At 69.4% G+C, this 15,248-nt stretch carries 13 protein-coding genes; 8 read left to right on the top strand and 5 right to left on the bottom strand.

The window, feature by feature from the left end:
- The first annotated feature begins 3 nt into the window (after positions 1 to 3).
- From K8640_RS42925 to K8640_RS25590, 4 genes are all read left to right on the top strand, one after another.
- Entirely contained in the window at positions 4 to 3,108 is a 3,105-nt protein-coding gene (locus tag K8640_RS42925; protein ID WP_305070680.1) for a peptidase domain-containing ABC transporter, read from the top strand.
- On the top strand, positions 3,095 to 4,339 hold the full coding sequence (locus K8640_RS25600) for an HlyD family efflux transporter periplasmic adaptor subunit (protein ID WP_223749464.1): 1,245 nt from the start codon (positions 3,095 to 3,097) through the stop codon (positions 4,337 to 4,339). Before K8640_RS42925 ends, K8640_RS25600 begins: the two co-directional genes overlap by 14 nt.
- A gap of 126 nt (positions 4,340 to 4,465) precedes the next feature.
- Positions 4,466 to 4,927, top strand: a complete 462-nt coding sequence (locus K8640_RS25595; protein WP_223749463.1) for a helix-turn-helix domain-containing protein — start codon at positions 4,466 to 4,468, stop codon at positions 4,925 to 4,927.
- Positions 4,928 to 4,966: 39 nt separating this feature from the next.
- A complete protein-coding gene (locus K8640_RS25590; protein WP_223749462.1) occupies positions 4,967 to 5,554 on the top strand; it encodes a PIN domain-containing protein in 588 nt (195 codons plus the stop codon).
- Positions 5,555 to 5,563: 9 nt separating this feature from the next.
- Here the strand turns inward: K8640_RS25590 and K8640_RS25585 are convergent, their stop codons facing one another.
- The 3 genes from K8640_RS25585 to K8640_RS25575 all read right to left on the bottom strand — a co-directional run bounded on the left by K8640_RS25585 (position 5,564) and on the right by K8640_RS25575 (position 8,309).
- Positions 5,564 to 6,559: an ABC transporter substrate-binding protein gene (locus K8640_RS25585; protein ID WP_223749461.1), complete on the bottom strand. Its 996-nt coding sequence runs from the start codon at positions 6,557 to 6,559 to the stop codon at positions 5,564 to 5,566.
- A 67-nt stretch (positions 6,560 to 6,626) separates the two neighbouring features.
- Positions 6,627 to 7,406 (bottom strand): ABC transporter permease, encoded by a 780-nt coding sequence (locus tag K8640_RS25580; protein WP_223749460.1) that lies wholly within the window; start codon positions 7,404 to 7,406, stop codon positions 6,627 to 6,629.
- Positions 7,407 to 7,409: 3 nt separating this feature from the next.
- Positions 7,410 to 8,309: an ABC transporter ATP-binding protein gene (locus K8640_RS25575; protein WP_223749459.1), complete on the bottom strand. Its 900-nt coding sequence runs from the start codon at positions 8,307 to 8,309 to the stop codon at positions 7,410 to 7,412.
- Positions 8,310 to 8,523: 214 nt separating this feature from the next.
- Here K8640_RS25575 and K8640_RS25570 point away from each other — a divergent pair, with 214 nt between their 5' ends.
- Both K8640_RS25570 and K8640_RS25565 read left to right on the top strand, forming a co-directional pair.
- A complete protein-coding gene (locus tag K8640_RS25570) occupies positions 8,524 to 8,874 on the top strand; it encodes a hypothetical protein (RefSeq protein ID WP_223749458.1) in 351 nt (116 codons plus the stop codon).
- Positions 8,875 to 8,929: 55 nt separating this feature from the next.
- Positions 8,930 to 10,597, top strand: coding sequence for a serine/threonine-protein kinase (locus tag K8640_RS25565; protein ID WP_223749457.1), 1,668 nt, complete (start codon positions 8,930 to 8,932; stop codon positions 10,595 to 10,597).
- Positions 10,598 to 10,715: 118 nt separating this feature from the next.
- Here K8640_RS25565 and K8640_RS25560 read toward each other — a convergent pair whose 3' ends face one another.
- Together K8640_RS25560 and K8640_RS25555 are read right to left on the bottom strand one after the other, a co-directional pair.
- Positions 10,716 to 11,408 (bottom strand): tetratricopeptide repeat protein, encoded by a 693-nt coding sequence (locus K8640_RS25560; RefSeq protein WP_223749456.1) that lies wholly within the window; start codon positions 11,406 to 11,408, stop codon positions 10,716 to 10,718.
- Positions 11,409 to 11,482: 74 nt separating this feature from the next.
- Positions 11,483 to 12,055 (bottom strand): hypothetical protein, encoded by a 573-nt coding sequence (locus tag K8640_RS25555; protein ID WP_223749455.1) that lies wholly within the window; start codon positions 12,053 to 12,055, stop codon positions 11,483 to 11,485.
- Between the two features lie 188 nt (positions 12,056 to 12,243).
- On the opposite strand from K8640_RS25555, the gene K8640_RS25550 reads away from it, so the two are divergent.
- The gene (locus tag K8640_RS25550) at positions 12,244 to 13,335 is read left to right on the top strand and encodes a glucose 1-dehydrogenase (RefSeq protein ID WP_223749454.1); all 1,092 of its coding nucleotides are present in this window, start codon (positions 12,244 to 12,246) and stop codon (positions 13,333 to 13,335) included.
- A 12-nt stretch (positions 13,336 to 13,347) separates the two neighbouring features.
- Positions 13,348 to 15,204: a glycoside hydrolase family 15 protein gene (locus K8640_RS25545; RefSeq protein ID WP_223749453.1), complete on the top strand. Its 1,857-nt coding sequence runs from the start codon at positions 13,348 to 13,350 to the stop codon at positions 15,202 to 15,204.
- Positions 15,205 to 15,248 lie beyond the last annotated feature (44 nt).

Below are 15,248 nucleotides of genomic sequence, written 5' to 3'. Positions count from 1 at the left end.
GCCATGAGCGTGCTCGCGGACAGCGTCGAGACGTTCGCCCTGGATGCGCGACGTGTGTCCGGGGTGCTGCGCATCCTGCCGGAAGAGGTCCGTCGACATCTGGAGCGCGCGGGGCGCATCCGTGTCTTCGCGCCGCAGGAGTTGGTGGCGACGCACGGACAGCCGTGTGACTCGGTGCTCCTGGTGCTCGAGGGGATGCTCGTGATGGGGCACCTGGGCGCGAGCCACGGTGCGTTCCTCCGGGTGACCCATGTGGCGGCGGGGGAGCTGTACGGCACGCACGCGCGTGACGTGGGGGCGACGCACGGGTTCGATGTGGTGGCGAGCGGCGGCGCGCGGGTGCTGGAGGTCCCGGGTGCTGCGTTCACGGAGGCGCTGGCCCTCGACGAGACGGGTGGACTGAAGGCGCTGCTGTGTCCCGCGCTGCGACGGGCGTTGCTGGACCTGTTCGTGGAGGACGTGGAGCCGGAGGGCGCGCTGCGGCTCGCGGCGTGCTTCCGGGAGAGCACGGTGCCGGAGGGCACGGTGCTCATGCCCGCGGGGGCCACGGCGGCGGAGTGGTGGGTGCTGCGCCAGGGCTCGGTGCGCTACGGCGAGCGGGCCCTCGGGCCGGGCGAGGACTTCGCGCTGGATGCGCTGCTCCTGGATGCGCCCGTCTTCGCCGCGGCGACGGCGCTGGAGCCGAGCACGCTCTTGTCCGCGCCCCGAGGTGCCACGGCCGAGGTGCTGCTGCGCTACCCGGGAGTCCGCCGGGCGCTGGGGCGGCGGGTGGCTCGCAGCAGCGCGCAGTTCAACCGGTGGCCGCACGTGGTGCTCACGGACGTGAGCGCGCCACCCGAGCTGCCCGCGGAGGAGGAGTCCTCCCTGGAACTCCCCGAGCGACCCGGCTCCGCGCCGAGCTGGAAGCCCGTGCCGTTCTACCGACAGCAGGAGCACATGGACTGTGGGGCCGCGTGCCTGCGCATGGTGGCGCGGTACCACGGCCACGAGCTGGACTACCCCTCGCTGATGAAGCTGGCGGGCGTGAGCCGCTACGGCACCAGCCTGTTGGACCTGTCGCGCACGGGGGAGCAGCTCGGGTTCATCACCACGGGCATCCAGGCGGATTGGGAGCTGTTGCGCTCGGTGGACCTGCCGGCCATCGCGCACCTGCAGGACCGGCACCACTTCGTCGTGGTGTGGCGGGTGACGCGCAAGGGTGTCGTGGTGGGGGACCCCTCGTTCGCGACGCGCACGATTCCGCGAGAGGCGTTCGAGCGTTCGTGGAAGGGGATGTTGCTGCTGCTCAAGCCGTCGGACCGGATGACGACAGCGGTGGCGCCGCTGGCCCCGAAGCAGCGCGAGCAGTCCGCGCTCGGGCGCTTCTCGGTGCTGCTGCGTCCCTATCGCTGGGCCATCGCGGAGCTGGTGGGGCTGTCGCTGCTGTTGCAGGTGCTGGCGCTGGCGTTCCCGTTGGGGAGCCAGGTCGTCATCGACCGGGTGTTGATGCGCGCGGACACGGCGCTGCTCGACGTGCTGCTCGTGGGGTTGCTGGGGACGGCGGTGGTGTCCGGGGTGTTGTCCTATGCGCGCAGCTACCTGGTGCTGGAGGCGTCCACGCGCATCGAGCGCGACGTGGTGGAGACGCTGTACCGGCGCATCCTGGATGGGGCCTCGGGCCTGTTCCAGCGCTTCACGACGAGCGACATCCTCAACCGGTTCCTCGAGGTGGGGTTGGTGCGCGGGTTCATCGTCGACAACGCCATCGCCATCACCATTGACGTGGCGTTGGTGTTGAGCACGGCGGCGGTGCTGACGCTGTACTCGCCGGTGCTGGCGGTGCTGGCGTTGGCGTTGATGCCGTTGCACCTGTTGGTGTCGGCGGTGGTGGGGCGGCAGGTGCGCAACCACACGGTGGCGTACCTGTCACAGCATGACCTGTACCAGACGCACCTGATGGACTCGTTCAAGGGCTTCGAGTCGCTCAAGGCGCACGCTTTGGAGCTGCCCTTCCTGCGCACGATGCAGCGCCTGTTGGCGCCGTCGCTGCAGCACGGCTTCAAGGCGGCGATGCACGGGGCGATTGGCGCGAGTGTGTCGCAGACGTTGGACCTGATGGGCAGCGCGCTGGTGCTGTGGGTGGGCTCGAAGGCGGTGCTGCGAGGAGAGCTGACGGTGGGAGCGCTCATCGCGGCGACGCTGTTCGCGCGGCAGATGAGCGGGCCGTTGGTGCGACTGGCGACGCAGTGGCGGGACTACCAGCGGGTGCGAGCGCATCTGGAGCGGGTGGGGGCGGTGCAGGACGTGGCGGGGGAGGGGGACAAGCGGGCCTCGGCGGTGTTGGAGCTGCCGAGGGTGAAGGGGCACCTGCGGTTTCGCGGGGTGAGCTTCCGCTATGGGAGTGGCAGGGAGTCCAACACGTTGGAGCGGTTGGACTTGGAGTTCGCGCCGGGCGAGGTGGTGGCGCTGGTGGGGCCCTCGGGGTGTGGGAAGAGCACGCTGGTGCGGCTGCTGTTGCGGTTGCATGACCCGAGCGAGGGGACGGTCTCGATTGACGGCTACAACCTGCGGGACGTGACGCCCGAGTCGGTGCGTGGGCAGATAGGGATGGTGACGCAGGAGACGCAGCTGTTCTCCGGCACGGTGTTCGACAACATCGCCTGTGGGCGTCCGGTGACGGAGCAGGCGGTGGTGAGGGCGGCGCAGCTCGCGGGGGCGTACGACTTCGTCACGGAGCTGCCGTACGGGTTCCAGACGTTGGTGGGGGAGCGCGGGTTGACGTTGTCGGGAGGGCAGCGGCAGCGGGTCATCATCGCGAGGGCGTTGGTGACGGACCCGCGCATCCTCATCTTCGACGAGGCGACGGCGGCGTTGGACCCGCTGGCGGAGCAGGCGATTCACGACCGGCTGCGAGACATCGTGCGAGGGCGGACGACGCTCATCATCAGCCATCGGCTCCAGACGTTGCAGCACGCGGACCGTATCGTGGTGATGAACGAGGGGCGCATCTCGCAGATGGGGACGCACGAGTCGCTGATGTCGGCGCAGGGCAAGCTGTACAGCGCGCTCGCGCAGGCGACGCCGAACTGGAAGCGCCATGGCACGGAGGTGGGGCATGGCGGTGAGTGAGGACACCTATCGCGAGCTGCTTCCCGTGCTCGACTTCCCGAGGACGCGGCAGGTGTTGCGGACGCTGTACCTGGTGTGCGCGGGGCTGGCGTTGCTGGGCTTCGGCGCGTTGTGCTTCATCGAGCTGGACGTGGTGGTGCGAGCGCAGGCGGTGGTGGCGCCGGTGGGGGAGACAGCGCGAGTGCAGGCACAGCGCTCGGGGGTGGTGGCGGACATCTCGGTGCGCGAGGGGCAGCCGGTGGAGCAGGGAGCGGTGCTGCTGCGCCTGGATGACGCGCAGGTGCGGACGCGCTTGAAGCTGCTGGAGCAGCAGGTGGCGGAGGCGCGAGGACGGGTGTCGATGTTGGAGGCGCTGGTGGCCTCGCGAGCGGACGCGTACGGGGTGCAGGTTCGCGTGCGGAAGGCGACGGCTGTGGAGACGGTGGCGAGGCTGGAGGCGGCGCGAGCGCAGGTGAGCGCGAAGGAGCGGGAGGCGGAGGCGCGAGCGAGGGATGCGCGGCAGGCCGAGCAGCTGAAGGCGAAGGAGTTCGTGGCGCCGGTGGAGGCGGAGAACGCGGCGACGGAGGCGGAGGTCGCGCGCTCCCAGGTGGAAGCGGCGAGAGCGGCGGCGCGCGAGCTGGAGGCGAGCCTGGGGCGGCTGGAGTTGGAGCAGCGGGGGTTGGAGGGGGACGCGAGGGTGGCGTCGTTGGCGGACGGGGCCGCGTTGGCGGCGGCGAAGGTGGAGTTGGAGCGGTACGAGGGGGAGCTGGAAGAGACGCGGCTGGAGGTGGCGAGGTGGGAGGTGGTGGCGCCGCGAGCGGGGACGGTGCAGGGGCTGACGGTGTTCGACCGGGGAGACGTGGTGCAGGCAGGGAGTGTGTTGGGGTTGGTGGTGCCGTCGGAGGATGCGTTGGTGGTGCGCGCGGCGGTGACGTCGGAGGGAATCACGTTCCTGCGAGAGGGGCAGGCGGTGCGCATCAAGCTGGACGGCTATCCGTTCCAGGATTTCGGTGTGTTGTTGGGGGAGCTGTCACGCGTCGCGGGGGACACGACGCGGAGGCAGGACGACACGCTGGGGGCCTCGCCCTATCGAGTGGACGTGAGGGTGCCGGAGGCGCCGCGTTCCACGGCGGGAGTGCCCGTGAAGCTGCGTCCAGGGATGACGGGCACAGCCGAGTTCGTGGTGCGCCGCGAGCGACTCGTCTCCGCGTTGATGCGCCCGCTGCGGGGCGTGGACAGCCTGGGGCACTGACGGGTTTGACAGATGTCATACGGCTGTTTAAATCAGGTTGGCGAATTTAGCGATTTTGAATCAAGTCGAGTGATTCAAACCCCTGAATAAACAGGGATTCCTTTGCTGCTGTAGCGGAGTGCCCGCATGCTGACCAACCTCGACGACCCCGTCGCGCTTCCTCCCGAGAAGCGCCCTATCGCCGAGCAGATCCATCGGCAGCTCACCCAGGGAAAGGCCGCGTCAGGGGCTCGCCCGAAGTCGCCGGTCCTGCTCTTCCCGAACGGCGCTCAGGTCGAACTGCCGCCAGAGGCCGCGGAGTTGCTGCGCACGCTCTTCGCCGCGCTTGCCAAGGGAGAGCCGGTGAGCATCGTGCCTTCGAGGAAAGCGCTGACCACGCAGCAAGCAGCGGACTTTCTCAACATCTCACGCCAGGGACTCGTCAATCTGTGTGAGTCCGGGAAAATCAAATACACCCGAAGCGTCAAGCATCGACGCATCCTTTTCGAGGACCTCCTGCGCTATAAGCAGCAGCGGGACGAGGCAAGGGCGAGTGGTCTTCGAGAGCTCACGCAGCTCAGTGAAGACGACGAGGATTACTACAGCTAGGGCCGGTCGAAGCACGCCGGCCCGCTGCGGGGTGGGGGCGTGTTCCCAGCGGTCTTTCGGGTGTTCATCGACGCGAACGTGTTCTTCTCGGGAGTGACGCGCGACACCCTGTTGCGCGTCGCTTCGGCCGGTCTCATCCAACCGTATTGGAGTGACCGCGTCCTCGAAGAGTTCCGACGGAGCCTGATAGCGAAGAGGAACCGCACCCCGGAGTCGATCGACAGGACGCTCGCCCTGTTGGAGCTGCATTTCCCCGACTCGAGGGTGACAGGCTACGAGCACCTGGAGCCCAGCATGAGAAATCATCCGGGGGACAGGCATGTCGCCGCCGCGGCCTTCAAGGCGCAGGCGCAGGTCCTGGTGACCAACAATCTGAAGCACTTCCAGAAGGAAGACCTGCCCGACTTCATGGAGGCGCAGTCCGCTGACGGCTTCCTGCGGAATCTCTTCGACCTTGATAGTGAGACGCTGCTCCAGATTCTCCGACAGCACGCCGAGGAGAAGAAAAAACCTCCGCAGACCTTCGAGCAGCACCTCAATGCGCTGTCGAAGCCGCTCCCGGGTTTTGTTCAGGACGTGCGCGACTATCTGCGCTTGCTCGACTCCGACCCGGATGGAAGCGCATAGCGCGCTGCCTCAATCCCTCGCCCTGCGAGCCTCCTCGAGCAGGCTCAAGTCCACCAGCCCGCTGATGTCCGACGCGGGGATGAAGTGCAGCTCCTGCGCATGCCGCGCGGCCGCCGCCAGCGCGGAGCCCACCGGGTCCAGGCTCGGCTCCAGCCGTGAGAACGCCCCCTGCAGAATCGGCGGCTTCAACGGCTTCTTCGTCAACTGCCCGAACGCCGCGTTCACCGCCGTGGCGAACGCCTCCGGCTCCTGCTCCCACCGCTCCGTCAGCTTCACGTGCGCGCGCAACAGCGCGACGATGCGCGGCCGCTGCGTCTCGATGGCCTTCCGCGTCGTCACCACCACCGTCGTCGGATACCGCCCACCCGGCCACAGCGACTTCTCATCCACCAGAACCTGCCCGCCGCCCCCCGGCTCCAGCAGCATGCGCGTACCCCACGGCTCGGGCACCCACGCACCCTCGATTCCCCCGCGCAGGTACTGCACCAGGATGTCCGAGTTGCTCAGCGGCACGATCTGCAAATCCCCCGTGCCGTCCAGGTTCGTCTCCACGCCCTGCTGCTTCAGCCAATACCGCAGCGCGATGTCCTGCGTGTTCCCCAACTGCGGCGTGGCCAGCTTCTTCCCCTTCAGCTCCGCCGCGCTCTTCGCCGTGCGCGTCACCAACACCGCGCCCCCGTTCACCGCGCCCGCGATGACCCGCAGCTCGCGCCCCGCCTTGAGGAACGTGTTGATGGACGGCCCCGTGCCCACGTAGGACACATCCAACGAGCCCGCCACCAACGCCTCCATCGCCGCGGGCCCCGCGTTGAACTGCTTCACCTCCAGCTTCCCCACCCCAGGCTCCGACGCGAACGTCCCCTCCGCGTTCCCCACCAGCGCCTGCGCATGCGTGATGTTCGGGAAGAACCCCAGCCGCAGCGCATCGTCAGGCCCTCGCGCCGACTCGCGCTTGCACCCGACGCCCATCAACACCACGACCGCCAGGAAACGAAGAAGACGCATAGGCACCCAGCAGAAGGACGCGAAGCCAGCACTGGCAACACGTGTCACGACACGAGCGTCGGGCGCTTCACATCGCCGGCTGCAAACCCCAGCGCCGGCGCAGCCGCCCCTCCACCGTCTGGAAGAAGACACGGTCCACCGTCACGCCGATGAGCACGATGGCCACCATCACCGCCATCACCTGCGGCACGTCCATCAGCTCGCGCCCCACCGTGAGCAGCTGCCCCAATCCCCCGGACACGAACAGCAGCTCCCCCGCGAGCAGCGCGCGCCACGCGAAGCTCCACCCCAGCTTCAACCCCGTCACGATGCCCGGCAGCGCCGCCGGCAGCAGCACCCCGAACTGGAAGCGCAGCCCGCGCACCCCCAACGTGCTCGCCACGCGCAACAGCTGCGGGTCCACTCCCTGGATGCTGTCCTCCGTCGCGATGGCGATGCCCAGCACGCTGCCCATCACCACCACGAACAGGATGGCCCCGTCCGTCAGCCCGAACCACAGGAGCGCCAAGGGCAACCAGCAGATGGACGGCAGCGCCTGCAGCCCCATCACCACCGGCTTCACCGCGTTGCGGAAGAACGCCAGCCTGGCCATCAGCAGGCCCAGCGGCACGCCGATGCCCACCGACATCACGTACGCGCGCCCCAACCGTCCCAATGAGCGCAGCGTCGCGCCCCACAGCTGCCCGCCGGACGCCAGCCGCCAGAGGCTCTCGGCCACCGTCATCGGCCCGGGGAACAGGTACGAGGACCAGATGCCCATCCGGGCCACGCCCTCCCACACGCCGAGCAGCAACAACACCAGCCCCAGCTTCTGGGAGTAGTTCTTGAGCGCCGAATCACGCTTCATGGCTCACCTCACCGGACGAGGCAGTCCCGCCACGGGCAGCGCGGCGGAAGGCTCCTGGGCGCGCGGGGGCTCGGGCTCGGGCTCGCTCTCGCGCTCCACCTCGCGCAAGAGCCCCTGGATGTGGCGCACCATCTCCGTGAGGGCCGCGTCGTCCGGATGACGCGGCATGGGCAGGTGGACCTCCAAATCCCTCACGATGCGCCCGGGCCGCGGAGCCATGAGCACCACGCGCGAGCCCAGCATCAGGGCCTCGTGCACGTCGTGCGTCACGAACACCACCGTCTTGTGCGTGCGCATCCAGATGGACTGCAACAGCTCCTGCATGTGGATGCGCGTCTGCGCGTCCAGCGAGCCGAACGGCTCGTCCATCAGCAGCACCGTCGGGTCCACCGCGAGCGCCCGCGCCAGGCTCGCGCGCATCTTCATGCCGCCGGAGAGCTGGTGGGGCAGCGTGTCCTCGAACCCCTGGAGCTGCACGCGGCGGATGTACTGGTCCGCGCGCTCCTTGCGCTCGGCGCGAGGCACCCCCCGGGCCGCCAGGGCGAAGGTGATGTTCCCCCGCACCGTGAGCCACGGGAACAGCGCCGCCTCCTGGAACATCAGCAGCCGGTCCGGACCCGGTCCGCCGATGCTCTGTCCATCAATGGACACCGTGCCGCCAGTGGGGCGCACGTGGCCCGCGAGCGCGTAGAGCAGCGTGGACTTGCCGCAGCCGGACGGGCCCAGGAGGCAGACGAACTCACCCGAGCGGACGTTCAGGTCCACGTCCTTCAAGGCCACGACCTTGTTGCCGTAGCGATGCCCCAGCTGGGTGACGGAAATCTTCGCGCGCGCGGCGCTGACGTCGGCCGGACGCAAGAAGCGCAGCGAGCTTCGCCATCGGCCGAGGAGGGCACGCAGCATCGGCCACAAGCTAGGCACATGTACGCAAGACGGAAGGGGGTGTGGGCTGCCTCGGGGGCACCCGTCACCCTGCTTCCTCGCTCGCCGGGAGGGGAGTGTCGTCTCCTCCACACTCCGTCATCGGCCTCCGGACCTCTTCGCCGGACGTCCGAAAACTAGGGATGCCTCCGCCGCTTGCTTTCCGCGCCTGCTCGACCGCCTTAGACCGGGGGGCATGCTGAGTGTCGTGACCGATGTGCTGGGGGACCTGGTGGTCGGGGTGCTGTCGGTCTTCGCGAAGGACAAGCGCGGCGGCGCATGGGCCCTGGTGCTCTACCTGCTCCTGGGGTTGGGGCTGGGGGGCCTCAGCGCGATGTTCTGGCCGGAGCCGCTCGTCGACGACTTCGAGGGCGCGCTGCTGCTGGGGTTGGCGTCACCCATCCTGGCGGGCGCGCTGGTGGCGGGCTTTGGGGGCGTGAGCGTCTGGGATTGGCGCTATGCGTTCGACCGGGCGCGGTTCGGCCTGGGCTTCGGCGTGACGCTGGGCGTGGGGCTGGGGCGCGTCATCGGGTTGCTGGTGTCCTAGCGTCCGGAACGAGGGGGGTTCCTTTCCCGGGGGAAGCTGGGGGAACCTGCGCGCAATGCACGTGGGGAGATATCAGCTCGTCCGCAAGCTGGCGACGGGCGGCATGGCGGAGGTGTTCCTGGCGAAGGTGGCCGGGCCCGGGGGCTTCGAGAAGACGCTGGTGCTCAAGCGCATCCTCCCGCACCTGGTGGAGGACCCATCCTTCGTGGAGATGTTCCTGGAGGAGGCGCGGCTGGTCGCGCAGCTCAACCATCCCCACATCGTCCAGATCTTCGACTTCGGTGAGGCCGAGGGCAGCTACTTCCTGGCGATGGAGCTCATCGACGGGCCGAACCTGCGCCGCTGGCAGCGACAGGCCGCGTCGAGAGGACGCCCGCTGGCGCCCAACATCTGCGCGAAGGTGGTGGCGCTCGCGGCGGAGGGGCTCGCGTACGCGCATGACTTCGCGGACCCGGGCACGGGGCAGCCGCTCGGGTTGATTCACCGGGACGTGAGCCCGGACAACATCCTGGTGTCGCGGCAGGGCGCGGTGAAGGTGGTGGACTTCGGCATCGCGAAGGTGGCGGGGCAGAAGCACCGCACGCAGACGGGCATCGTGAAGGGCAAGGTGGCGTACATGCCACCCGAGCAATGTCAGGCGGACCCGCTGGACCGGCGCGTGGATGTGTATGCGCTGGGGGTCGTCCTGTATGAGCTGCTCACGGGGCGGCTGCCCTTCGAGGGGGCCACGGAGCTGGCGATGATGCAGGCCATCGTCTCGCGTCCGCCGGTGCCGGTGAGTCGCCACCGCGCCGATGTCCCGAGCGCCTTGCAGGCCATCATCTCCACCGCGCTCGAGAAGGACCGGGAGAAGCGCTATCCCGACTGTCGCGCGCTCCAGGCGGACCTCGAGCGCTTCGTGTTGTCGACGGGCGAGCCCGTGGGCGCGTATCAGATTGCGCGGTCCGTGGAGCAGGTGGTGGAGGAGCGCGCCACCGCGACGCCCGCGCCCATCACGAACCGCGAGGCCGAGCGCACCGCGCCCTCGGGCCCCGCGCGCGAGAAGCGGGCCGAGGCGAGAGACGCGGCCGTGTTCGAGCAGACGACCCAGCGGCGGCCTCACAAGGACGTGGGTGCGACGCGCGGGAAGAAGCGCGTGCCGGCGGCTGTCGCGGGCGTGGTGCTGCTCGTCGCCGGTGGTGGCTATGCGCTGCTCGGGAGAGCGCCGTCCGGGCCCGTGGTGCCCGAGGTGTCGGTGAACAGGGGTGTCACGACGGAGGCACTGCCCGTTCCCTCCGACGCGAGGCTCGCCGAGACGACGCCCATGGAGGGAGTGCGACCCGTGCCTTCCGAGGTGAAGCCCACGCAAGGAGAACAGCCCGCGCCCTCCGGCGTGGAGCTCTCCCAAGCCGAGGAGGCCGCGCCACGGCCGACAGAGCCCTCCGCGCCCGATGCGGACGATGGCCTCCTCGCACCCGTGACAGGCAACACCGAGGGCACGCAGCGCAAGGGCGGCTCCGCGCGAGCGGTGACAGGGACGGTGGAGTTCCGCATCCGCCCCTATGCCGTCGTGTATCTCGATGGCAAGAAGCTGGGCGAGACGCCACTCGGCATCATCGACGTGGCCGAGGGCAACCACACCATCACCGCCGTGAACTCACGGCTGGGCAAGCGCGTGACGCGCAGCTTCGAGGTGAAGGCGGGGACCGCGAACGTCTTCAAGCTGAACCTGACGCAGGAGTGAGCGACGTCGAGGCCTGTCGAGTGCTCGGGCGAAGTCCCCGCTCGTGGACCCGCCGTGGAAGGTCTCGACGCGCGCCGGAGTCGCGCATGGCCCTCCCGCCGGCGCACGCCACCCCGCGCTACGGCTCGTCCTTCTTCGCCGCATCCGGGGACGCGGGAGGAGGCTCCTCGGGCTTCTTCTTCGAGCCCATCACCGAGTCGAGCGCCGAGCCCAGCGCGTTGCCGACGTTCTTCCCCAGCGTGGACCCGGCGGCGCCCAGCTTCGAGCGCAGGTCCTTCTTCTGCGGCGCCTCCGGCTCCGGCTCGGGCGCGACGGGGGTGGGGGCTGGCGCCTCCTGGACCGCGACGGCTGGGGGCACCTCGTTTTTCGCAGGGGCCTCGGGCTCCTCCACCTTCGCGGGAGGCGCGGCCGCGGAGGCCATGCCCCGCTGTTGCCGCACCTGCTTGCGCACCGACTCGAAGTCCCGCTCCACCTTGGGACCCGTGGCGGCGGGCAGCACGGCATCGGGCTTCAGGGACAGGCCCGCGCGGAACTCCTCCAGCGCCTGCTTCCTGCGTCCCAGGTCCGACAGGACCAGACCCCGGTAGAGCGCCACCTCGACCTGCTCGTCGGGGGTGGAGGCCACCTGCCTCGCCTGGGTCAGCCAGTGGAGGGCCTTCTCGTACTCCAGCGCCTCGTACTGCGCGCCCGCGCGCTCCATGCGGCGGCGGAACGGGCTCACGTCCTCCGCCAGGGCCAGCCCTGGCGCGAACCAGGCCCACAGCACCATCACCCATGCCCCCCAGCTTCTCAGGGTTCTAGACGCTTCCATGTCTGGCAACGCTAACACGGAGTCCCCGGACAGGAACCGGCCCGCCCCCGGGGCGATGTCCACCCGTGCTCACGTCATTCCGAGACGCGGGCCGCTTCCAGGCGCCGGTGCATCCGCGTGCGCCACGCGAGCCACAGGCTGAACACGAGCAACCCCACGCCCACGCCGGTGAAGGCGCCGCCCACGCGCAGCGAGGAGCGTCGGTCATCCCGCGTCACCTCCAGCGACTGCGTGGCGGGCGAGGCGAGGTAGCGCTCCACCTGCTCCTTCACCGCGGTGGCCTCGCTCTCGACGGTGGCCCACTGGGCGAACAGGGGCAGCTTGCCCTGCGTCGTCATCAGCTCCGGCCGGAAGATGGGCACGGACTTGCGACGGGCGCTCTTCGTGCGCTCCACCTTCACGGACTGAATCGCGTCCAGCGGCAGCGTGGCCACCGGCTCGCGCGTGAGCCAGCCTGACTTCGTGAGCGTGCAGGGGCCGCCCGGCGCGCAGTGCAAATCCATCCGCGACTTCCCATCCAGCAGCCACAGGCCGAGCACCAGGAACGGCAGCGCGAGGATGAGGAACGCCACCGTCCCAATCGCCGTGGAGCGGCTGGCCAGGGGCTTGTCGTCGTCGATGGGGATGGCGGGGGTGGGCTCGCTCACAAGCTCCACTCATAGACCCGCGGGCCCCCGGCCCGCAGCGGTTTCGTGCACCCCTCGCGTTCGAAAGAAGCCCCCAGGCAGCGAGCGAGCGGGCGCACCGCGCCTTCCACCCCGAGCCCCCTGGTGTCACGGCCTCCGGGTGAACACCTCAGACAGGATTCCGCACCCACCTGTCGCAGGAGCCGCGCATGAAGGCCGTCGCCGTCTTTCCCGGGAAGCGAGCGGTGCGCGTCATCAACGACGCGCCCGAGCCCCAGCTCCAATCGCCGACACAGGTGAAGGTGCGCACCCACGAGGTGGGCGTGTGCGGCACGGACAAGGACATCGTCTCCTTCACCTACGGCTCGCCGCCGCCCGGCCTGGACTACCTCATCCTCGGCCACGAGTGCCTGGGCGAGGTCATCGAGGTCGGCTCCGCCGTGAAGGGCGTACAGAAGGGCGACCTGGTGGTGCCCCGCGTGCGCAGGCCCTGTCCCCACGCCATCTGCACCGCCTGCCGTGGCGGCCACCCCGACTACTGCATCACCGGCGACTTCACCGAGCGCGGCATCAAGGAGGCGCACGGCTTCTGCTCGGAGTTCTTCGTCGAGGACGTGGCCTACCTGCACCGGGTCCCCTCGGAGCTGCGTCAAATCGCGGTCCTCACCGAGCCCCTCACCATCGCCCAGAAGGGCCTGCGCCAGCTGGGCCACATCCAGGAGCGCCTGCCCTGGAGGCCCGCGCCGGGGCGCGCGGTGGTGCTCGGCGGCGGACCGGTGGGCCTCTTGGGCATGCTGGCCCTGATACGGCGGGGCTTCGCCACCACGGTGTACTCGCACAAGCGGCCGCCCAACCCGAAGGAGGCCATCGCGGGCGAGGTGGGCGCGCCCTACCTGTCCACGCAGGACGTGTCCGCCCAGGAGCTGGTCCGCCGTGTCGGCGCCGCGGACGTCATCTACGAGGCCACGGGCGTGGCGAAGGCCACCGTGGACGTGCTCGGGGCGCTGGCGCCCAACGGCGTGCTCATCCTCACCGGCGTGCCGTCGCACGGCGAGGAGCTGACGGTGGATGGGGCCGCGCTGCTCAAGCAGCTGGTGCTCCACAACCAGGTGGTGTCCGGCACGGTGAACGCGGCGGCGCTGGACTTCGACATGGCGCTCGAGGACCTGAGCCACTTCCGGGCGACGTGGCCCGGGGCGGTGGAGCGGCTGCTCACCGGACGGCATCCTCCCGAGGCCTTCGTCGACGTGGTGAACGGCAAGGTGTCGGGTGGCATCAAGAACGTCATTTCCTTCCGTTGAAGCGAGGTGCGCATGGGGGTGGGAAGAAAGGCGGTGGCGGGGGATTCGGTTCCCATCGAGGACCACGGCGTCATCGGCGACCTGCGCACGGTGGCGTTGATTGGGAACGAGGGCACCATCGACTGGCTGTGCTACCCGCACTTCGACAGTCCCAGCATCTTCGCGTCGCTGCTGGACCCGAAGAAGGGCGGCCACTGGAGCATCCGCCCCGAGCGGGACGGCGTGCTGCGCAAGCAGTTCTACTGGCCGGACACCAACGTGCTGGTGACGCGCTTCTACACGGCGGAGGGCGTGGGGGAGCTGGTCGACTTCATGCCCATGGAGCACAAGGGCATCAAGCAGGTGCGCGAGGTCATCCGCCGCGTGCGCGTGGTGCGCGGTGAGCTGTCGTTCGAGATGGAGTGCTTTCCGGCCTTCAACTACGCCCGGGACTCGCACCAGACGCACCTCATCGGCGGAGGGGCGGCCTTCGAGTCGAGCTCGCTGCAGATGACGCTGTCGTCCTCGGTGAAGCTCGAGCGGGCGGAGCGGGGCGTCACCGCGCGCTTCAAGCTCAAGGAGAACCAGTCCGCGGTCTTCTCGTTGCGCGAGGGCCTGCGCAAGTCGTGCGAGGACCTGGTGCACGACCACGCGTCCTCGGAGTCGCTGTTTCGCGACACGGTGGACTACTGGCGCCACTGGCTGTCGAGCTGTCAGTACACGGGCCGCTGGCGGGAGACGGTGCAGCGCTCGGCGCTGGCGCTCAAGCTGATGACCTTCGAGCCGACGGGGGCCATCGTCGCGGCGCCCACGTGCAGCCTGCCCGAGTCACCCGGTGGCAGTCGCAACTGGGACTACCGTTTCTGCTGGCTGCGCGACGCGGCCTTCACCGTCTACGCGTTCCTGCGCATCGGCTTCAAGAAGGAGGCGGCGGCCTTCATGCGGTGGGTGGAGGCGCGGTGCGCGGAGCACGGGGACGGGCCCCTGCCGCTGATGTTCTCGCTGGACGGCAGCCCGGTGCCCCAGGAAGAGGAGCTGTCGCACCTGGAGGGCTACGGCGGCGCCAGGCCGGTGCGCATCGGCAACGCGGCGGCGGACCAGCTCCAGCTGGACATCTACGGCGAGCTGATGGACTCGGTGTACCTGTCCAACAAGTACGCGGCGCCCATCTCCTACGACTTCTGGATGCACCTGCGCCGGTTGGTGGATTGGGTGTGCGAGCACTGGAACCAGCCGGACGAGGGCATCTGGGAGATACGCGGAGGCCGGCGGCACTTCGTGTACTCGAAGCTGATGTGCTGGGTGGCGCTGGACCGGGCCATCCGGCTGGCGGACAAGCGCAGCTTCCCGGCGGACCGGGCGCGGTGGCTCGCGACGCGTGACGCCATCTTCGAGGAGATCATGGTCCAGGGCTGGAGCGAGAAGCGCGGCTCCTTCATCCAGGCCTATGGGAAGGACACGCTGGACGCGGCGAACCTCTTGATGCCGCTGGTCTTCTTCCTGTCGCCGGTGGACCCCCGGATGTTGTCCATGCTGGACCACCTGCGTCAGCCGCCGTCGCAGGGGGGCCTCGCGTCGGACGGGCTGGTGTACCGCTACGACGTGGAGGCGACGCTGGACGGCATCCCCGGCAGCGAGGGGACGTTCAACCTGTGCAGCTTCTGGTTGGTGGAGGCGATGACGCGGGCGAACTCGGCGCGGCCGGACCTGCTGGAGGAGGCGCGGCTGATGTTCGAGCGGATGCTCGGCTACGCCAACCACGTGGGGCTGTACGCGGAGCAGACGGGCATGGGGGGCGAGTCGCTCGGCAACTTCCCCCAGGCGCTCACCCACCTGTCGCTCATCAGCGCCGCCTACAACCTGGACCGGACGCTGGGGCGCAAGGACTGACGGTGGGGCTCCAGGAGGGTTGGGAGGCGGCTTGTCCTGTGCGA

Source organism: Myxococcus sp. XM-1-1-1 (assembly GCF_020037095.1).
Lineage (GTDB): Bacteria > Myxococcota > Myxococcia > Myxococcales > Myxococcaceae > Myxococcus > Myxococcus fulvus.
This window is presented reverse-complemented; position numbering and strand designations above follow the sequence as displayed.